The sequence below is a fragment of the Streptomyces nanshensis genome, assembly GCF_001751255.1.
GTDB lineage: Bacteria > Actinomycetota > Actinomycetes > Streptomycetales > Streptomycetaceae > Streptomyces > Streptomyces nanshensis_A.
The window spans coordinates 83,244-102,740 of the sequence record NZ_LJGW01000377.1; the positions used below are offsets into that span (position 1 = coordinate 83,244).

General features: G+C 70.3%; 22 protein-coding genes. 3 read left to right on the top strand and 19 right to left on the bottom strand.

Annotation, left to right across the window (positions count from 1 at the left end):
- Window positions 1-88: 88 nt before the first annotated feature.
- Window positions 89-370, bottom strand: a complete 282-nt coding sequence (locus tag AN218_RS22720; protein WP_070018742.1) for an HU family DNA-binding protein — start codon at window positions 368-370, stop codon at window positions 89-91.
- 338 nt (window positions 371-708) lie between these two features.
- Here AN218_RS22720 and AN218_RS22725 point away from each other — a divergent pair, with 338 nt between their 5' ends.
- From AN218_RS22725 to AN218_RS22735, 3 genes are all read left to right on the top strand, one after another.
- The gene (locus AN218_RS22725; RefSeq protein ID WP_070018743.1) at window positions 709-1,152 is read left to right on the top strand and encodes a hypothetical protein; all 444 of its coding nucleotides are present in this window, start codon (window positions 709-711) and stop codon (window positions 1,150-1,152) included.
- A 75-nt stretch (window positions 1,153-1,227) separates the two neighbouring features.
- Entirely contained in the window at window positions 1,228-2,595 is a 1,368-nt protein-coding gene (locus tag AN218_RS22730; RefSeq protein ID WP_070018744.1) for a hypothetical protein, read from the top strand.
- A gap of 20 nt (window positions 2,596-2,615) precedes the next feature.
- Complete coding sequence (locus AN218_RS22735; protein WP_171908760.1) at window positions 2,616-3,026, top strand: hypothetical protein; 411 nt, start codon at window positions 2,616-2,618, stop codon at window positions 3,024-3,026.
- A gap of 14 nt (window positions 3,027-3,040) precedes the next feature.
- On the opposite strand, the gene AN218_RS22740 is transcribed toward AN218_RS22735, so the two are convergent.
- From AN218_RS22740 to AN218_RS22820, 18 genes are all read right to left on the bottom strand, one after another.
- Window positions 3,041-3,271, bottom strand: a complete 231-nt coding sequence (locus tag AN218_RS22740) for a hypothetical protein (protein WP_141747666.1) — start codon at window positions 3,269-3,271, stop codon at window positions 3,041-3,043.
- A gap of 26 nt (window positions 3,272-3,297) precedes the next feature.
- Window positions 3,298-4,005 carry a nuclease-related domain-containing protein gene (locus tag AN218_RS22745; protein ID WP_171908761.1) on the bottom strand — a complete coding sequence of 236 codons (708 nt, stop codon included), beginning with the start codon at window positions 4,003-4,005 and terminating at the stop codon, window positions 3,298-3,300.
- Window positions 4,006-4,203: 198 nt separating this feature from the next.
- Window positions 4,204-4,602: a hypothetical protein gene (locus AN218_RS22750; RefSeq protein ID WP_070018748.1), complete on the bottom strand. Its 399-nt coding sequence runs from the start codon at window positions 4,600-4,602 to the stop codon at window positions 4,204-4,206.
- Between the two features lie 112 nt (window positions 4,603-4,714).
- On the bottom strand, window positions 4,715-5,443 hold the full coding sequence (locus AN218_RS22755; protein ID WP_141747667.1) for a hypothetical protein: 729 nt from the start codon (window positions 5,441-5,443) through the stop codon (window positions 4,715-4,717).
- Window positions 5,444-5,877: 434 nt separating this feature from the next.
- The gene (locus AN218_RS22760; RefSeq protein WP_070018750.1) at window positions 5,878-6,162 is read right to left on the bottom strand and encodes a hypothetical protein; all 285 of its coding nucleotides are present in this window, start codon (window positions 6,160-6,162) and stop codon (window positions 5,878-5,880) included.
- A complete protein-coding gene (locus tag AN218_RS22765; protein ID WP_070018751.1) occupies window positions 6,159-6,575 on the bottom strand; it encodes a hypothetical protein in 417 nt (138 codons plus the stop codon). Before AN218_RS22765 ends, AN218_RS22760 begins: the two co-directional genes overlap by 4 nt.
- A 180-nt stretch (window positions 6,576-6,755) precedes the next feature.
- Window positions 6,756-7,703: a hypothetical protein gene (locus AN218_RS22770; protein ID WP_070018752.1), complete on the bottom strand. Its 948-nt coding sequence runs from the start codon at window positions 7,701-7,703 to the stop codon at window positions 6,756-6,758.
- Window positions 7,704-7,803: 100 nt separating this feature from the next.
- A complete protein-coding gene (locus AN218_RS22775) occupies window positions 7,804-9,252 on the bottom strand; it encodes a hypothetical protein (RefSeq protein ID WP_070018753.1) in 1,449 nt (482 codons plus the stop codon).
- An 83-nt stretch (window positions 9,253-9,335) separates the two neighbouring features.
- Complete coding sequence (locus AN218_RS38800; protein ID WP_275936990.1) at window positions 9,336-9,458, bottom strand: hypothetical protein; 123 nt, start codon at window positions 9,456-9,458, stop codon at window positions 9,336-9,338.
- Between the two features lie 437 nt (window positions 9,459-9,895).
- Entirely contained in the window at window positions 9,896-10,318 is a 423-nt protein-coding gene (locus tag AN218_RS22780; protein ID WP_070018754.1) for a hypothetical protein, read from the bottom strand.
- Window positions 10,308-10,709: a hypothetical protein gene (locus AN218_RS22785; protein ID WP_070018755.1), complete on the bottom strand. Its 402-nt coding sequence runs from the start codon at window positions 10,707-10,709 to the stop codon at window positions 10,308-10,310. The genes AN218_RS22780 and AN218_RS22785 overlap by 11 nt, the downstream gene beginning before the upstream one ends.
- Before the next feature lie 350 nt (window positions 10,710-11,059).
- Entirely contained in the window at window positions 11,060-12,127 is a 1,068-nt protein-coding gene (locus AN218_RS22790) for a hypothetical protein (protein WP_070018756.1), read from the bottom strand.
- A gap of 900 nt (window positions 12,128-13,027) precedes the next feature.
- Window positions 13,028-13,507, bottom strand: coding sequence for a hypothetical protein (locus AN218_RS22795; RefSeq protein ID WP_070018757.1), 480 nt, complete (start codon window positions 13,505-13,507; stop codon window positions 13,028-13,030).
- 5 nt (window positions 13,508-13,512) lie between these two features.
- Window positions 13,513-13,941: a DUF6069 family protein gene (locus tag AN218_RS22800; RefSeq protein ID WP_070018758.1), complete on the bottom strand. Its 429-nt coding sequence runs from the start codon at window positions 13,939-13,941 to the stop codon at window positions 13,513-13,515.
- 4 nt (window positions 13,942-13,945) lie between these two features.
- Complete coding sequence (locus tag AN218_RS22805) at window positions 13,946-14,596, bottom strand: LOG family protein (RefSeq protein WP_070018759.1); 651 nt, start codon at window positions 14,594-14,596, stop codon at window positions 13,946-13,948.
- On the bottom strand, window positions 14,593-16,104 hold the full coding sequence (locus AN218_RS22810; protein ID WP_070018760.1) for an NCS2 family permease: 1,512 nt from the start codon (window positions 16,102-16,104) through the stop codon (window positions 14,593-14,595). Before AN218_RS22810 ends, AN218_RS22805 begins: the two co-directional genes overlap by 4 nt.
- 1,649 nt (window positions 16,105-17,753) lie before the next feature.
- Window positions 17,754-18,545 (bottom strand): SGNH/GDSL hydrolase family protein, encoded by a 792-nt coding sequence (locus tag AN218_RS22815; protein WP_070018761.1) that lies wholly within the window; start codon window positions 18,543-18,545, stop codon window positions 17,754-17,756.
- 2 nt (window positions 18,546-18,547) lie between these two features.
- Window positions 18,548-19,492: an acyl-ACP desaturase gene (locus AN218_RS22820; RefSeq protein ID WP_070018762.1), complete on the bottom strand. Its 945-nt coding sequence runs from the start codon at window positions 19,490-19,492 to the stop codon at window positions 18,548-18,550.
- Window positions 19,493-19,497 lie beyond the last annotated feature (5 nt).

Genomic DNA, 19,497 nt, shown 5'->3' on the forward strand with positions numbered 1-19,497 from the left:
CCCGATTCGTGTCGGGTGGCCATCATCGCCGGTCGGGGCTGTCCGGATGTTCGGGAACCGCCCCGACCGTGCGGTCGTTCGCGTGCGGCTACTTGCCCTTCGCGGCTTCCTTCAGCTTGGAGCCCGCCGAGACCTTCACGCTGTAGCCGGCCGGGACCTCAATGGGGTCACCGGTCTGCGGGTTGCGCGCCGTACGAGCCGCGCGGTGCGTGCGCTCGAAGGTGAGGAAGCCGGGGATGGTGATCTTCTCGCTGCCCTCTGCCACGGTGTCGCCGACGGTGTCGGCGAAAGCGGCCAGGACGGCGTCGGCGTCCTTTCGGGGCACCTCGGCGCGCTCGGACAGTGCGGCGACAAGCTCGCTGCGGTTCATCTTGTGCTCCTGGTTCGTGTGCGGTGAATCGTGAATCTTCGCCGGATCCTGTCAGAAGCCGCTGACATTCCCGGCCGGCGCCGGAGGCGTTCTGTGGCGCACTGGTCCCGCGACCATACGACATGACCCGTTAGATTTGACAACTCTTCCCATGAAGTGCATTTTAAAGATTACCGGTCCGCGAGTCGCGCCCCTGGGCCCTCGAGGACCCGCAAGTCCCGCCGCTTCAGGCTGTGCACCAGCAGAGCGGTTCCCTCTCCGCCTGCCCGGACCCGCAACTGGGCGGCGAGACAGCCTAGTCCCCGCTCAGCTACCGAACTGACTCCGAAAGAGCCACCGTGTCCGCAATCTCCCTTACGACATACGGCAACTGCCGCGGACGGCACCGTCGTTCCGCCCGCACGCCTGCCCCCGACCAGACCTGGAAGGACATCGCCGTCGCGGCGGAAGACGCCCGCCACGCGCTCGTCGCCCGAGCCCCGCGCCAGCAATCCGCGGCTACGGCCGGCCAGATCGCCTGGAACCATCTCGTCCAAGGTCGCTTCCTGCTGAAGGAGCACTCCAGGACATACATCGGCGCTGGAGGAAGCCCTCTCGGCCGCCTCCGCCGGCGACTCACGACTCGTCGCTGCCTGAAGGCCTTCGACGAGGCGCTGGTGTACGCCGGTTCGGCAAGGGACGGTCACGACCTCCCGTCGCTGCCGCTGTTGTTCCAGTTCACCGGGCAGCTTCCGGAGATCGAGCGGAATCTCAGTGACCGGACGGTGCTGGCCTTCCCGTAGCGAGCCGCCAGGCGCCCAGCGATCTGCCGAGACCTGGCCTCCCGCCAGGGCGATCCCACCTTCGAGGAGTGGCCCATGCCGGTCATACCCGCAGCGGAACATCTCGAGCTGAGCCTGCCGGGAGGCGGCACGCTGCGCGCTGCGGAGACCGTGCTCGCTCACGGGCGGGTGCGGTACGTCGTCCGCGGCCCCCGGATCCAGGGCACCCTCGTCGTGATCCCCGAAGCGCTCTCCGATGGCCCTGTTCTGCCGCGCACCGTCACGGTCCAGTTCGGGGAGGGCAGCGAGAGCGGGAGGTTCTACTCTCCCCAGCCCGGCGAGCCGGTGATCAACGGAGTTCGCCTGCACGGTTGGACCGACGGCCTCGATCCGGAGAGCCCGCCAACCCGGTACTTCCTGGGCCGATACGCCGTGACGCTCACCAACAGCCACCTGGGCCGGCGTTTGCCCGACGCCACCTACGACCGTACGCAGGAGGTCATCCTCGCGCTGGTGAGGCATTGGCGTGCCCGCGCTGACCGCGGGGAGCTCCTTCTGGCCGCCGCCCGCTTCAAGGCGGGCGAGCATGCCGCACACGAGCGTGACCTGATGTGTCACTACGAGGCCTGTCTGTCGGACCTCCGGCGTGAGCGTTCCGAGGCTCGACGGCGCATCAACGTGCTCTGCGGTCTGCACCGGCGGCGGCTGCCGCAGATCCGCCCCCCGCGGAGCGAGCCCGTCTCGCTCCCGTTCGTGGACAGGCACGGGCGGAATCTGGGCGTGCTGTCCGTCGTCGAGCAGGAAGTCAACGTCGTGCCGGGGTACGTCGTCTACTCGGTGGTCGGCAGCCGCGTGCGGGGCACCTTCAGCGTGGGTCCGGAGCCCTACGGCGACGCTGCGGTCCCCGGTGGCATCTACGTGACCTACGGCCGGATCCGCTCACGCCGCAGCCATGATCACCCGAGCGCCCCGACGGTCAACGGCGTGCGCCTCTCCGGCGGTTGGATCCACAGCTCGGACCCCGCGGCCATCACCCCGACTTCTCCCCCGCTGCTGCCCTCCTCGGTACGCACGGGCCGGACGACGAGCAGGCCGACACCAGCGGCGACCGAACGCCGGGCCTCCGCCGTGCTGCGCGCGCTGGCACGGCACTACCTGGACCGTGACGACACGCACGCGCTGCGCGTGGCCGCGGGCAAGGACCGCGTCACAGGGAACCTCGGCGCTGCCCGCAGGCGGCTGCGTGAGCTGCGATCGGCCCACGCGAAGGCGGACGCTGCGCTGGAACACCACCGCAGCCGCACCGCACAGTACGAGGCCCTGCTCGCCCCGCAGACACCAGTCTCGCCTCCGACACCGAAGGAGATGCCCGCGTGCACGAGTTCAGGTCCCCGACCCCTCGGGAGGCGCAGCACCTCAAGGCCGCGTGTGCTCACCCCGACGGGCACCTTCCGGGCGGGGTGACGCCGCGGCTCCTGGCGGCCATGCTGAAGGAGGGGTTCATCTTCCGGGAGGACGCCGACGGCTTCGTCATCGACGAGGCCGCGGAGGCGCTCGACCAGCGTCCCGGAGGCAGGCCGTTCCGGATCACCGAGCGGGGCCGGTACGCCGTACTGAAGGCAACTGGGCGGCGGGCCCTGACCGATCGCGTGGATGAGGTCGGCCAGTTCCTTCCCAACGTGACCCTGGCGACACGCCGTTCACTGGTGGCTCTGGGTCTGGCCGAGTACCGCGAGGAGAACGAGGACGCGCCCGCACCCGCCGGGGACGCCGCCGCGGAGTCGGGCGCCCGCATCTTCCGCACCGAGCTCGGGCGGCGCGTCGCGGGTTCGGTGACGTCTGCTGCGGGGCGGGCGCCGCGCTCCGAGCCGCCGCCCGTCGGCACCGGGGGTTGACGACGCAGTGCGGATCAGGGCTTGGCCGGACGGATGTCGAGACGGACGGCGTAGACGCGGCGGGTCTCACCGCCCGCCCAGGTAGTGGTTTGCAGAGCTTCTCGCGCCTCGTGCTCATGGTCGAAGACGTTCGACTTCTTGCGTTCGTCGCGGAGGGCTTCCAGGACTGCGGACTTGGCGGCTTCCGCGTCTGCCGCGAGCGCGTAGAGCGTTCCGCTGATGCGGTCGGACCTCGAAATCGGCACGTGGATCTCCTGTTGGTGGGGCAGCGTCACGAGGCGGGGGGAAGGAGCACATTCGCCTTGAGCCGTGTGACCTGGACGCGCCGTCGGCTCCAGCCGTGCTCATGCGGCAGTCTGCGCAGGTAGGAACGCAGCTCCCGCGCCTGAAGGACGGTCACGCCGTTGCCGGGTACGTGAAGCCCGCCGGGCGGGATCGCGGCTCCGTGCACGGCAACGACGGCCCGCACCGGGCAGTTGAGCACGGCTGCGGCACGGTCGGCTTCCCAGCGCACGGTGTCCATGGACCGTTGCTGGGAGAACCGTCCGTACCAGAGCTGGCCGTCGCGCATCCGGACCTTCGACGACTGCGACATCCACGCCTTGGTGTCGACGTACACGGCGCCGCAGGGGCCCAGGACGATCGTGTCGAGATTGGCTCGGGAGGAGGGCACTTGACGGTCATGGAGGATGGCCCACCGGCCCTTGCCCGCCCACGAGAGCGGGGCGAGGTGCCGGGCGGTGCGCCGCTCCCCCCGGGCACCGGTCCGCCACGAGCGGGAGCGCCCGCTGGTGCGGTAGAGCCGGTGAAGGGCCAGGACGAACAGGACGGCGCCGAGGGCGACTCCGGCGTGCCACCGGCCGGTTGCCTCGCTCGCGCCGTAGCCGGCGAACCCCGCCGCTGCGGCGACGAACGGAAGTATCCAGCGTGCCCGGCGGTGCTGCCTGCGGCGCTCGGCACCGCGGATCGTCCTGGCCATGCGCTGCGCGCTGGCTCCAGCTCCTCGCCGGCTGCCCCGTGTGGCGTGCATGCCGCTCCCCTTGTGGCTCGTCGGGCTGAGACGAGCGGACGGTAGGGAGGGGCAGTTGTGGATGGAGTCCAGCTCAGCGGGGCCGCGTACACCGCGCGGCCGTTGCCGGGCCATGTCGGCCCGGCAACGGCCGGTGGGTGCGTTCCTTCAGGACCGGACGGGGACGACCAGGACGGGGCAGTCGAGCTGCTCGGCGAGGCGCTGGCCCTCGCTCAGGGCCGGGTGGGTGCCCGGCGCCTGGTGACCGCACAGGTCGGAGGCAGAGACTCCGGTCCCGGTGGTCTCGACCATGGTGCGCAGGAGGCCACGGACAGCGTCTTCGGTCTTCGTGCTGTTGGGCGGACGGACACCGATCTGCCGGGCGACGCTCGCCATCTCGGTACCGGTGAGCGCGTTGATGGCCTCGCGCGTGAGGCGGTCGCCGTGGCGGCAGAACAGGGCGTAGGCGATGGAGGTGGCCTTGCGGGCCCGGTTGATCTCCTCGCCGCGGTGCCCCTGGTTGCGGGGGAGAACGTGCTGGGCGAGGGGAAGCTCATCAGCAAGCATGTGGCTCCTGGCGGTCGTGGAGTACGCTCCGCACTCCTCAACTATTTGACTCGTATAGCTTAACTAGAGGGTCTGACAATCGGGCACGTCAGAAGCGGGGAGCGGGTGAGGCTCAGCCCGTGAGAACCCGTTCGCGGTGCAGAGCACGGCGCACGGTGACGCCGAAGTGCGTGCGCAGCCGCCGCAGTTCCCAGATCGACAGCGCCGTGACGGACAGAGGCGGTGTGAGGAGGAACGCGACCTGCACCCAGGCCGGAGCGGCCACCGGTGAGGCGTCGAGGACCTGGAGGGCGAACATCGTCCACGCCAGCACGGGAGAGATGAGCGGGGGCAGAACTTCGTGCACGTCGGCCGTGCGGAAGAGGTGATGCAGGCACAGGACCGATCCCGCCGCGACGAAGACGGTCGCGAAGAGGCAGAAGATGACGCCGAGGATGTAGACGACGACGTCGAAGGCGCCCAGGCCTTGCGCGAGCCACCGCATGCCGTCCTTGAGGACGAGGAGCCAGGTCAGTACGACGCAGCTGAGCAGCGAGGCGAGGCCGGTCAGAGGGCCGGCGGACCGGCGACGGTAGAGGCTTCGTGCGGGACGGCGCGCGGCGAGCACGAAGGCGCCCAGGGCGATCGATCCCGTCACGAGGAGTATGGCCGTGCCGATGAAGACCTCAGCGGCCTTGTCGCGGGCGAACTCGCTGGCAGGCTCCTGGAGTGGATACGCGTAGATCACCCAGGCTGTGGCGACGGCGCCCGCGGCCGTACGGACGGAGTGAGCCCGCTCGATACTGCGGTCGGTGATGCGGTCCGGCCTGCTGGGCCGGAAGATCCGGGCCGCGGTGAGCACGGGCAGTGCAAACCATCGCGCGCGCCCCTGTCCGAGCCGCCGCCGCATACCCCTCACGTTCAACTCCCCCGCCGCCGTACCGAGTTGCTCCGCACCACGATGCACCGTCAGCGTCTGCCGAAGCCGTGGTGTGCCTGTCCCCTCCGGGACGCCGGGCGAGGGCCGCTCGGTTCTGTTCACTCGCCGGTCTCGAACGCAGCGTCCGCCACGACCGCATGCTCGAACTCGCCGCACGAGGTCGTGACGGACACTGCCAGGCGCGGGACGCCTGCCTCCCCGAAGGTGCCGGACGGCTCGGCGGCTTTGGGGTCCGGATGCGGTGGCCACAGCGAGGGCCCGCAGGGTGTCGCCGCGTCGGCGGGCCAGCAGCACGCGGCGAGCGCCAGGAGTTCGAGGTGCGCCCACTCGCCCGTGCCCGCTACGTCGACGGCGGGTCAGTAGGCGAGGGCTTCGCGGGTCTGCTCCATCCATCCCTCGCTTGCCTCGTCGAGGAGCTCGTCGATCGTGGCGTCGTCCAGCCCGTCGGGGTGGTGTTCCCCGAAGACCTCCGACGCCTGCTCACGCGTGATGATCACGCCATGCTGGCTGGGGATGTCCGCTGCGGTCCGCACCTCAATGTCGCCGTCGATACCGCCGATGAGGCAGAGGGCGCTGCCGTCGTCGCTGTGCGCGAGCAGGTCGCGGATGTGCTCGACGGTGATCTCTCGCTGGTTGATCACGGTGTGCTCCTGGTGCCGGTCGTGGTGTGGCCGTCGGTTTCCGGGGGCGTGTCGTGGGGCTGTGCCGCACTGGTGCCCGCTGGTACGTAGTAGGGGCGCAGCGCGTCCCAGACGGCGAAGAACATCGCAGTCCAGGCTTCGCCCACCGGCCGGCCCGGGACGCTGGGGTGGACCTGCTCCCTGAGCTCCTCTTGCATGCCCCGGAAGGTCCGGGTGACTTCCTCGGCGGAGAGTCCCCGGCGCGCCTTTTCCTGGATCTCGTCGATGCGTGTCGGCACGACGTGCTCGACCCACATCTCCGCGCTCTCCTGGCCGATGAACTCCGCCCGGACATACACGGCCAGCACTGCGCGCGCGCCGGCCTGCGCCACTTCCAGCAGGTTCTCCATGGTCTCGTCCAGCACGTTCTCCATCGTCCCGCCCCCTCGCGCGTCGATTGCTGTTCCGGGTGCTGGCGGAGCGCCACCCCGAGTTTCGACATGAACAGTATCCTAGAAAAGACACTTGCTGCAAAGGGAAGCCGCTCTCGGTACGGCTGTGCTCGGTACGTCGCGGCTTACGGAGCACAGCCCGGCGGGAGGGGGCTGCCGGCATCAGCGGCGAGGGCCGGCCGTACCGTCCCGCAGGGCTTCGAACCGGGCAGTGGCCAGCGGCAGCAGGGCGGCGCTGTTGGGGTAGCGGGCGTAGAGGCGTTCGATCTCGGCGTCGGCCCGCTGGATCTCGTTCGGCCGCTGCGCCTGGCGGGCGACCGCGGCCCGTACGGCGTCGGCGAACTGGACCGGAGGGTTCAGCAGGCGCAGTCCCCGCACGATGCCGGTGTCGGCCTCCACGAGGACCAGTTGCAGGGGGAAGGTGGAGCCGGGGTCTCCCGGCGGGGCGGGCGGCTGTCCGAGGAGGGCCTGGCGGTGGTACTCCCACGGGGCGTCGGCCCAGGAGATGCCGGGGCCGCGCGCCGCGGGATTCCCCGAGGTGGGGTTGGTGAACCGGTACAGCCAGAGCGTGTACCGGTCCTCGGCGATGATCGCGAACTCTGCGTTGCCCTTGCGGAAGGCGCGCACTTCCGGGTCGGACAGGCCGCTCAGCGGCAGGACGAAGTCCACGTTTTTCGCGGTGACGGTGATCTGGACTCCTCCGCTCTGCCAGGGGAGGCGGGTGGGGTAGGGCTTGCCCACCTCGTACACCGCGAGGGCCGACCCGCCGCTCGTGGCCGGCTCCTGGACGTACTCCTCGTCCTCCGGCGGGACGATGAGCCCCTCCGTGGGGTCGTGGGGCAGGCGCGCCACCACGAAGCCCTTCACGACGCGCCAGCCGGTGCGCTCCAGCATCTTGACCGGCGCTGGCAGCAGCCTGCGCCGCAGTGCCTCGGTGCTGGGGTCCTCGCCCAGATCGCCGGTGTCGAGCGCGGTGACGATGTTGTGGCCGTGCTCGAACAGCACGTGCCACGGCGCCAGTTCGGGATCCATCGCGCGCGGGGGCGGGTCCATCGCGACCAGGCCGCCCAGGACTTCCACGATGGTCTCCCGCGGATCGATGCTGCTCACTGCTGAATTCCTCACGTCGGATACTGCGGAGCGCCGTACGCAGAGGCGGCCTCTGCGTACGCGCTCACTCTGCCGCACCCCACTGACAGCCCGTAGGCCGTCAGGTTCCGGGCTGTTCGTACTCCGCGCGCAGCGCGGTCAGCAGTGCCCGGCGCTCCTCGGACAGCGGGAACCGCCGGGCGATGAAGGAGGTGATGTTGTTGCGCGACCAGTCGTCTCCGTCGTGGCCGTTATATTCGATGAACCAGACGACCCCGCGGGCCTCGTCGACGCGCAGTTCGTCCTCCGGCCAGGTCTGAAGGATCGAACGGCGCTCCCGCTCCCCGAAGTTGACCAGGGTAGTGCTGCTCAGGTCCGGCTGTTCGGGGAGTTCCCCGTCCTGCACGTGGGGGTGGAGGAAGAGACGCCGGCGGCGTTCCTCGAGCTCGGCGCGGCGGGCTGCGGTCTCCTCCCGCGCGAGGATGTCGGCCGCCTCCTCGGCGGTCGCCGGGCGGACCAGGATGCGGAAGTACCAGCCGTCCTCGCCGACCAGGACGCCCGGGTTGTCGCCGTCGGCGTCCCGGCAGTAAACCGGGGTCTTCTCGCGCACCGTGGTGACGACGGCGGAGACCTCGCGGCCGCCGGTGCGGCGGTATCCCGGTGCGTCGGCGGGGAAGGGCTGGTCGGGCGGTTCGAGGAGCCGGGTGCGCAGGACCGTCCCTGCGGGCATGCACCGCTCGGGCCGGGGATGGAAGCGGCCCGGTGCTCCGCGGTCGATCTCCCACAGCTCCTCGCGCGGAGGGCAAGCGCCGTCGCGGTGCCGGACGATCCACACGGGCTCCGAGCGCAGCAGCAGTCCTTCCAGGGGCGGTACTGGATTGCCGCACCTCTCGCAGTCCTGCTGCCGCTCGTTTGCCCGGGACTGGGCCGGGCGGCGTTCCTCCGCGGGCGGGCACGGGCCGTTGTGCCGGGGCCGCCGCCGCTCGAGGATGCCCTCCTCGGACTCCAGCCAGCCCCCGCACTGCGAGCACGGGCCCGCATAGAGGTTGGGGCGCACGGGCGGGGGCGAGCACTGCCCCGGGTGATGCGCGGCCACGCTGTACCCGGAGGAGGCGCGCACCAGACGGCCCTCGCCGGCGGCCACGGGCTGCCTGCACCTTTCACACTGGTCATCCTTGGCGTTCGGGCGGGGCGGAGCGGCGGTGAGTTGCCGCGGGATCGCGTGACGGTCGGCCGGGTGCTTCTCCAGCAGCCGACGCATCGTGCCGCGCACAGAGACGCCGAAAGCGTTCGCGGAGCCGAGCGTGGAGTCGCGTTCCTCCTTGAACGCGCCGTCGCGCTTGACGCGCCAGATCCGCACGCGCTTCTTCTCCCCGTCCGGCTGCGGATCGCACAGCACGACCAGAGCGCCCACGGGCAGTACGTAGGAGGCTCCCGCCTCCAGCCAACTGCCCACCGCGGCCATCCCGCCGGGCTTGCTCTCCTCCAGGCCCTGGAGCCACTTGCGCCAGGACCGCACCGCCCCTTCGTCCGCTTGCGGGATCGCGACGGTGTGCTCCTTCTGCTGCATCTGATCTTCTCCTGGTTCGGCGTGGTGGGGTGGTCCCGGGCGGCCATCCGCAAGGCCGTACCCCGGGATGAGGATGAGAGCCCTCACCCCCATGCGATGCGCTCTCCCCGGTTCTCCTCGGCGAGAACTTCCAGCTCCCGCAGCCGCATATGTCGGTAGCCGGGACGGCGGCCACCGGTGAACAAGGCCCTCGACCACGCGATCACGGCCGGGCTCCTCGTCCGTCAGGCTGAGCAGCTCGACCCCGTTGCTCTGGCTGACGTTGACGACGTCGTCCAGCTCCAGGGCGGGGTCGGTGCTCCCCGGCTGGAAGGTGCTGACCATCCGGAGCTCCTCGAAATCGGCGCTGATCTGGGGTGCCGATGGGCTGCCTCTCCCGCCTGTGGTCGCAGGAGATCTCCCAGGCTCCTTCGCCGGGGCCCGTGTCTGCTCGCGGAACGCCGAGCAGACGGACCTCGGTGACGCGAAACTCAAAAGAACAGTATCCCAGAAAAGACACGTACACAATCGAGGGTGTCGCCGGACGCCGGGACCGGCCCTCGGCCGCATCGCGCGCGCCACAGCCACACCTCGGCCCCATACGGGGCCGACGTACGTGCAGAGCCTCTCGGGGAGGCGGCGACAGGAGCCGGCTGGGTACTTCTCAGAAAATCGCCCACGCGTCGACGACGCGCTGGTGGTATGCGACCACGGCGGCGGCGAGGATCTCGTCGGCAGCGGCGCGGGTGCGGGTCTGACTCAGGGTATCCGCCAGTTCGATCAGGGCTCCGTGCAAGCCGATCAGCCAGTCGGTCTTGCTGGAGTCCGGCGGTGGCTCATCGGACGCCTGGTAGGCGCTCCAGTCGATCAACGCCTCCGCGACGGTGGCGGGGACACGGGAGATCGTTGGGAAATCGGCGCTGACGCTTCCGGGGAGCGTCGTGAGGGTGTGGTGGGCCTCGTCGGTGAGGCGCCCGATGTCGTGCTGCACCTCGGCGGACAGGTGTGCGTGGAGGAGACCGTGCCGGAGAAGTTGACAGACCAGTGCATCCAGGGTGCCGGGGGTCGTCTCGGGCTCAGCGGTCACGGGTCGGTTCTCCTCGAATCTCGGTCGGTGCGGCAAGTTGGGCGTCGGCGAGCTGAGCCTCGGCCTCCGCGAGGGCCTCCTCGACCGGCACGCCGGCCTCGTGGAGTCCGCGGAAGACCTCGACCTTGCGGCGGTGGTAGGCGAGGACGTCGAGCGGGTCGACCGATGCCGGTTCCCTGCCCTCGTACTCGGCGAGCTCCTCACGAACGGCCTCGTGGTCGTCGTGGTAACTCCCCTGGGCCGCTGCGGTGTTGAGGTCGGCGTGCCGCCTGCACGCGTCCTCGTACGCGCTCCGCCGGGCGGCGGCGACGCGCATCCGGTCAGACTCCCGCTGCAGGTCCGCGAGTTGGCGATATAGGTCGAGGGGGTCCGTGGCGGTGGTGTCGGTCATGTTGGAGATCTCTTTCTGCAGATGCGAGTGAGTGGGCCCACGGGACCTCGGCCGAGGCCGACCGAGTAGGCCCCAGAGGGCAAATCCGACGCCCGCCCTACGCGGGCAGGCCGCCCGACGAGATTCCCGAACGCACGAGCAGAGCCGCGGGACGCTCGTACCTCCGGGCCCCGGCCCCCCGGACGTTCAGACCTCGGACCGTTGCACTGGCTGTGGCGGTGCCGGTCACGCGCGTCCAGGCTGAGCGGATCACCGCGGGCATGGTGCCTCCTGATACTGCTTCCCGGGCACTGGCGAGGTGCCACCCACCAGACGTCAAGAACAGTATCCTATAAAAGACACCTAGGCAGTCAGGCAGTTCCTGGAGACTCGGCGAACTCCGCCGGCTTCCCTCGGCCGGTGCGGGAATCCTTCAGGAGTTCGGCCAGCGCCTGCCCGCTGGGCTGACGGCCGGCCTTGTCGAGGTACCGGATTCCGCTGCCCTGGGGGGGAATGCGCTCGCCGCGGTCAAGGTTCGGCCGCGCCGGCGAAGTCCGCCAGCCGTAGCGCTCGTCCCACAGCAGGTACGGCGCCGGAGCCGCTGCGGACAGTTTGAGCGCCGCGGCGACCACATTCTTGGGCCGCACCTTGACCCGGTGGGCGGCGGTGCTGATGCCGGCCTCGTCCAGGCCGTGGATCACATGGGTCAGGTACGGCTCAAGGGCGCGCGCGCGGCTGCGGGCGGCCACCGCGGGCAGCGCACGCCGTACCGGCAACAGCGGGTAGCCGAGCTCGTCGGCGATCTGCTGCTCGGACAACCCCGGGCGACGCTCCAGCAACTGCTCGATACCATCGGCGCGTGCAGCGGCCAGGGCCCGCTGCGCGGCGTCGATCCCCAGGCCGATCTCGTCGGCGACCTCTTCCGCCCTGATGACCGGATTGTCGGCGAGCAGAGCCGCCGTGCGGGGGGCGATCTCCTCCACCGGCACCAGGTTGGCGGTCCCCGTGGGACGGCCGCCGCGGTAGATCTCCTTGTCCTCTCGCCATGCGCGGATGTCGCCGCGGCGGTAGAACGTCACGCCCTTGACCTTGACCGGCTTGGGAAGCGGACGGAGGCCCGGAAGGTCGTCGTAGCGGCTCCAGGTATCTACAGGCACGCCTGCCTCGGCGGCTGCCTCTTCCCGGTTGAGCAGATCGTCGGGGTCCTCTGCACCAGTGAGTTCCGGGACGGGGTCCCCGCGGTAGTAGGCGTCGGTCTGCTCACCGTCGTAGAGCGTCTTGGCCCGTCCGCGGGTCTCCAGAGGTCCGCTGATCGGAGCCGGGTGTTGGGGCGCGCGGTGCCGGCCGGTGTTGCGGAACGCCTTCGTGGACTTGTAGCCCTGCGCTTTCGCGATGTCGTCGAGCGTACGGACCCACTTCAAGCGGCCGGCGCGGATCATGAGGCACTGCCCCTTTCGGAGTCCGGGCGCTGTGCGCCTTGGTGCGTGCGATGGAGATCGTGAAGGCGTTGGCGGGCGTGCTCGTACGCGGCGGCGAGCGTCTCTGCCTGGTCGGTCAGCAGGGCCGGGGACAAGGCGTCGTCGTCCGCTACGAGGGGCTCGAACTCCACGGAGGGCTGCTGGATGGTGTGCTCCAGAGCGATCCGGGAGGCCAGGGCTTCGGCCGGTCGGCGCAGCAGTGCGGTGCAGGAGTGCTCGTATTCCCGCAGTTTCCAGTGAACGGTCGCGTGGTGCGCGCCGGGGAGTCCTTGCGTCCCACAGCATCCGGTGCCCGGGAGTGCTGCGGATCTCGGGCAACGCATACCAGGCGCCGAGGGTCGACTCGTCGCTCATCGTTGCTCCTGGTGGTGTGTCCGGACGTGCGGGCTGCCACCACCCACGCTAGAACAGTATCCTAATATAGACATTCCCCCAAGGCGTGGGCTGGAAGCGGCAGCATCACAGGTCCGAACGCTCCTTTCAGCCCGACTACGGTCCTCTCTGGACGGCTGTTCTGGGGGCCGGCCCCGTACCACCGCCGCTGGCGGCGGCCTGGGGCGCCGACCGCACCAGCCCGGCCGCGGTGAGCACGTGCAGCACGCGCCCCTGGCCGAGCCGTCGCCGCATACCCCTCACGCTCAACTCCCCGCCGCCGTCAGCGTCTGCCGAAGCCGTGGTGTGCCTGTCCCCACGCACCGGTCTCGACACGCAGGCCTGGTTCGGGCGGCAGGTCGCTAGTTCTGGCAGCCCCTTCGCGCACTGCCGTCGGCGTCCGCCACGGCCTCATGCTCGAACTCGCCGCACGAGGTCGTGAACGGACACTGCCTGGCACGGGATGTCTCCCCGAAGGTGCCGGACGGCTCAGCGGCCTTGGGGCCCGGATGCGGTGGCCACAGCGACAGCCCGCAGGGTGTCGCCGCGTCGGCGGGCCAACAGCGCGAAGCACGCGGCAAGCGCCACGAGTTCGAGGTACGCCCACTCGCCCGTGACCGATACGTCGACGGATTTGCCGCGCAGCTTCGGCAGCGAGAACTCGATGCGGGCCTCGCCCCGTGTGAGCACAGCGCGGTAGCCGCGGAAGCTGCGTGAGACGTCCCAGTGCGCAGGCTGCGTACTCCCGGGAACCTGTGACTGCCCCGGGGTGAGGCGCATGATCGGGTCCTTGCCGTCCCCGACGGTGATGCCCAGCCTCCGTGGGTGGTTGACCTCGACCGGCAGTGTGTCGCCGTTCACGGTGATCTTCCCGCGGCGCATGCTGCCGCCGGTCTCCAACGTCGCGGCGTCGCCAATGCCTTCCAGGGCAAAGGCGCGGCCGCGCTTGGTCAGGCGCGTCGTCGTCAAGTTCCTCAGTCCTTGTGCGAGTTGCGGGCAAGGCCCGGGATGAGTACCAGAGCGGCGACCGTGTGGAGGGCGGCGAGAGCACCCTTCGCTCCCGTGGTGACGCCGCTGGCGGGTCCGAGCAGCAGGGACAGCAGGAACACCACCACCGCGATCGTCGTCCAGACCGTACGGGCAGAGCCGGTGATCCGCTCCAGCACGGCGAGGAGTCCCCAGCCGAGCAAGCCGCTGAGGAGCGTTGTGACGATGACCGCGAACACCCCCACCGTGGTCTTCTCGGTGCCGTTCGTCTTCGCCGTGATGTCGATGCCGAGCATGGAGCTCGCGAGGAGCCACACCGCAACCGCGGCGACGGTCGCGGAGGCTATCGCCGCGATCCTGCCTCCGGCGGTGCTGTGCTTCGCCTCGGTGTCGTCGTTCCGGGCGTTGGCGATCATGCACTCAGGCCTTTCTCTTCGTGTGCGGAGCCGCCATCGGCTTGATGGCGGGGGTCTGCGCGACTGCGGCGGGTCTGCGGTGGTGAGCGGAGGGGATGCCGAGCTTGTCGAGGGCTTCTGAGGTCGTGCCGGCGACCCGGAACAGGTCGGCTCGGGTGTCGTCGGCGAGCAGCCCCTCGGTCACGGTGCGGCCGAGCTGTTGGAGGAGGCCGTCCCAGTAGCCGCCCCAGTTGACCAGGACGAGTGGCCGGAATGGGCGGGGCGGTCGGTGGATCCGGTGCTTCGACCACACGGCCACCTCGAACAGTTCGTCCATCGTCCCGGGGCCGCCGGGCAGCGCGAGGAAGCCGACGCAGGGTTCATAGATCCGGTCTTTCCGTGCGTGCATCCCGTTGGTGAGGAACTGGTTCCACGCCGGGCGGGACCTGGGGTCATGCAGGAACAGCGGGGTGATGCCCGTGACCGTGCCGCCGGCTGCGTGGGCGCCCCGGGCGAGGGCTCCCATGCAGCCGGTCGTGCCACCGCCGTAGATCACCTCGGCGCCGCGGCTGGCGATCTGCCGTCCGGTGTCTTCGGCGAGCGGTTCGTACTCGGGGTGGGGGCACGCGCTACAGAAGACGCCGACGGTCGGCGGACGCTCGTGCAGGGCGCTCACCGCTGAACTCCCAGCCATGCTTCGAGCGGGCTGAGCGCGAGGAAGGCCATGAAGACGGCGGCGAGCGTCCACATCAGCACGCCCGGTTCCCTCCACCTGCCCTGTGCGGCCTTGATCACGACATACGAGATGCAGCCGGCAGCGATGCCTGCGGTGATGGAGTACGTGAAGGGCATCAGCACCATCGTCAGGAAGACCGGGACGGTGGTCGCGGTGTCGCTCCAGTCGATGTGCTGGGCGTTGGTCATCATCATCGCGCCGATGACGACGAGCGCCGCGGCGGCGACCTGCGTGGGGATGATCCGGGCGAGCGGTGTGAAGATGAGGCAGAGGGTGAAGCCGAGTCCGGTGACGACGCTGGCCAGGCCCGTGCGGGCGCCGTCGCCGACACCGGCCGCGGACTCGACGAAGACGGTCTGCCCGGAGGCGCCCGCGATGCCTCCGGCGACGCCGCCGGCGCCGTGGATGGCGAGTGCCTTGTTGAGGCCGGGCATGCGGCCCTGCTCGTCGGCGAGGCCGGCCTGCTGGCCGATGCCGATGATGGTGCCGATCGCGTCGAAGAGGGCGGTGAGGACGAGCGTGAAGACGATGACGCCCACGGTGACGGCTCCGGCGTCGGCGATGCCGTCGAAGGAGACCTTGCCGAACAGGCCGAAGTCGGGGGTGGCGACGAGCGATCCGGCGATCTCCGGCGCGTTCCGTCCGCCCCAGTCCTTCTTCTCCAGGCCCGCGAAGTGGTGCACGGCGCCGGCCACGACCGTGCCGCCGACGATGCCGGTGAGGATCGCGCCCGGCACCCGCCGTACCTGCAGGACGAAGACGAGCAGCACCGTCACGGCGAAGCACAGCACCGGCCAGCCGGTGAGCATGTCGTGCGTGCCCAGTTGCACGGGCTTGGCGCCCGGTACGCCGCCCGGCCCGGGCATGCTCGTCACGAACCCGGCCTGTACGAGGCCGATGAGGGTGACGAAGAGGCCGATGCCCATGGTGATGGCGTGCTTCATCGCCAGCGGGATGGCGTCCATGATCAGCCGCCGCAGGCCGGTGACGACGAGCAGCACGATCACAGCCCCGTAGATCACGCACATCCCGAACGCGTTCGGCCAGGTCATCACCGGCGCGACCTGGTAGGCGAGCACGGCGGAGACGCTGAGTCCGGCGGCCAGCGCCAGCGGTACGTTGCCGAGGACGCCCATCACCAGGGTGGTGGCCGCGGCGGCGAGGGCGGTGGCGGTGGTGACCTGCCCGGCGTCGAGGGTGTGCCCGGCGGCGTCCGGCACGGAGAGGATCACGGGGTTGAGCAGGACGATGTAGGCCATCGTCGCCAGCGTGGTGACGCCGCCGCGGACTTCACGCGCGAGGGTTGAGCCGCGCTGCGATATGCGGAAGCGCCGGTCGAGCCATCCGGCGGCCAGCGGTCCGCCCCCGTCGTCGACGGTTGCCGGCTGGGTATGGGCACTCGCGGAGTGCCTGGGCACCGTGAGCGTGGTTCTTCGTGCGCTCCTCATCCGTCACCTCCCTGCGGTAGCGATCTGTCGTCGCGACTGCTCGGTTCTGCCTCCGGGAGCGGCCGGGGCAGTCCGTGATCAATCGCCGCAAGGAAGGTAGGAGCACCTGCCTGTGGACACTTTCTACTGCGGAGAGCACTCAGAGGGGCCGTGCCCTCCACTCCGCAGCGGCGAAGCCCCATCCGGCGTCCAGGCTGGCCCGCTTCTGGTGGGGCTCGGCGCGTCCGCGCAACCGAGCCTGACCAAGCGACCACGGGCCGATGAGGCAGCCGTCAGCGACCCACCGGGACGTCGACCACGAACCGGAGCGCAACACGGCCGCAGGCGGCACCGCTCCCCCAACACCGTCGCGAGGGCCCAGGGGAGACGGGACGGAACCCTCGACGGCGCCACGACGAACGACAGGCGTTGGCAGGCCGGGGCGGGGACGGGCGGCACGACGAACTGCCGGCAACTGCGGCATTGCCAGCGAAGTGGCAACAGCCGGCAGGTGCCATCCCGTCGACGAAGCCATACGAGCTGCGGGGCGCTGCGAAGCGGCGCGAACAGGGCAACGCCTCGCCGCCGGCGCCACGCGTACGCACCGGCCCGGGCCGCCTACGAGACGGCCGCGGGCAGCGAGCGACGGACCGCGCAGTGCCGCGCGTCGGACGGCGGGACGCGGAGCGAGGGGCGGAACGAGCCAGCGACGACGAGGGGAACACAGCGACCTGGCCCAGTCCGGAGTTGAGCGACCTCGCTGCGAGTACGCCGACGGCTCTGCCTCATGCCGGCACCGCCCACCCCGGCGCGCGCAACATGTCGACCTCGGACCCACGGAGCGCTGGGGCGGAGGCACCGCCGAGGAGCGCAGCGGACGAACACCTCCGCACACCACGACCACGCCAGTTCAGCAACGACGGAGACGATGGAGCGGTCGGCGCGAGGGCGAACACCCGGTTTGAGGAGAGCCACGGCCGAAGCCGGATGCCGATGACGAGCACATACCTGCCAGCCGTACGACGGATGAGAGAGCCGGAGCACCACGCAGACGCGAGCGGCGCCAGCTCGACGACACCGCCAGCGCGGCCGGCGGCCCGTAGAACGGCCGACACGAGCAAGCGCCGGCGCTCGCCGGGCGGCGGACCACCATCGGTCACCGCCCGCGCGGTGCCGAGCGCGTACGAACGACGCTCAACAACGGCGGCCAGCCCGGAGAACGACCGGAGCGTCATGAGCCGCGCGCCGATCGACGAGCCCGCGGAACGCCGATGGCCGGGGGTCGACGCGAGACGGCACCGCGACGCACGAGCCGAGCAGCCCACACCGCTGGCGCGCACGCGCGGCGGACGATGCGGGCGGAGCGGCGGGCGCCACGACGAGAGATGCCGACGAACGCAGCACGAGCGGAACGACCGGAGCCGCCGGGCGATGTCCTACGGGACGGCCAGGCCCGGCAGCCCAGACAACGCGAGGATCGCAGACGAGCCGGACGGTGCTGCGTACTCGCCCGGAAACAGAGCTGCCAACGAACTGGCAGGGCCCGAGTCAGACCGGATGGCCCGCATGGCGCCGTATGCGAGCGGCGGGAGTTCGCCCAGGAGACATTGACGCTGCCGTCGGCCGTGCACTCATCGCGCGCCATGCCGTCCGGTCGGATGGCGCGACGGTCAGCTCCGCTTCGTAAGACCGGATCCCGCGGTGAGCAAAGGGGTGATGACCTTGACGAGCTCGTCGACGACCAGCGCGTATCCGGCACCGCTGGGGTGGAAGTCATCGGCCGACAGGTACATCTCGGGGTCGGCAGCGATCTGCGGACTGGCGACCTGGTCGAGGCGAAAGGCGACGGCGCCGGCTTGGCGGATCGCACGGAGCTGATGCCTGACGAGCTGGCGGCTGAGGCAGCCGAGCACCCAGCGAAGCGGCTGCGGCAGAGCCACCACGAGCCGGAAGTCGGGGCAGGTACCCACGATCACGGTCGCGTCGCCGAGTTCGTTCACCGCCGCGCGCAGCGAGCGGCTTGCGCGGCGGTGGCTGAAGGGCCGGGCCACGTCGTTTGCTCCGCTCACGAGCAGCACGACGTCGGGATTGCAAAGCTTCAGCAGGGAGGTGACCTGATGGGGGAGGTCCGCGGAGCCGGAGTCAGGGCGCGCGAGGTTGGTGACATGGACGGGGCCGTCCCACACGGTGACCAGCGCGGAGCCCAGCAGCCAGCTGGGGGTCTCCTCCTTGCGGGAGGCGCCGACGCCCGCGTTCAGGGAGTCGCCGACGAGGGCGACGTGGAGCGGCCGCTTCCCGGGCTGCCCGGGGAAGGTGGGGCACAGCGAGGTGACCGCGGCCGCGCGCTTGTTGTGGTGCCGGATGCGTCGCCACGTGGTGCGGGCCTGGCGGCGGAGGATCGCGGCCAGAATCGCAACGGTTCCGACGAGCACGCTGCCGGAGGTGAGGAGGAGGGCGAGCACGGCTACCTCCCGCGGGTTCCGGCGATAGCGGCCTTGCGAGCCTCGATCCGTTCGGCCTCCACGCTGGCACGCCGCTTCAGGCCCTCGAGGAATGACGCGAGCTCGTCGCGAGCTCGCTCGGCTTCCGGATCCAGGCCTTCGCGATGGAAGACGCCCCACTCGCGCAGCGTTGGCCGCAGGATCTGCTGGTAGTGCACCTGCTGGTTGTAGATGCCGGCCCGCGCGATCGTGACGGCCGCGCGACGGAAGCCGGGCACGGTGTCCTGGCCGGGCATGCCGAAGTTCATCACCTCACGAGCAATGGACTGCACCGTCTCCGACGGGGCGATCTCCAGACTGTGCTGCACCAAGGACCTGTAGAAGAGGTAGTGATGGTTCTCATCTGCGGCTATTCGCTTCAACAGCACCATGGCCATGGCGTCTTGCGGCTGCGCTGCCATCCCGAGGTTGAAGTGCGAGACCCTCGTGGCGAGCTCCTGCAAGGTGACGTAAACGAGGGTGTCCAGGCCGCTCTTGGGCTGCTCCCGGTAGCCGGCCTGGATGGTCTGCATGCGGTGCGATTCCAGCGCCGTGGGGTCGACGGCGCGCGTCGCCCATGAGAAGGCCCGCAGCCCGATCGCGTGCCGCCCCTCCTCCGCCGTCCAACGGCGCAGCCACTCCCCCCAGGGCCCCTCCTCGCTGAGCTTCCGGCTCAACTCCGTCCGGTACCCGGGGAGGTCATCTTCCGTCGCGATGTTGACCAGCAGCGCGGCCTGCAGTTCGGCGGAGAGCGAGGAGTCGCCGGGCTCGTAGGGGTGTTCCCAGAAGTCGCGGCCTTCGCTCAGCGGCACGTACACGGCTGGGTCCCAGTCCTCCACCCTGTCCAGGTGGCGGTTCAGGAGCTTCTCGACGGCGGGAGTGAGCTCCTCCATGACGTCCGTCGAGGTAGTTCGTGGTGCGTTGCTCATGGTGG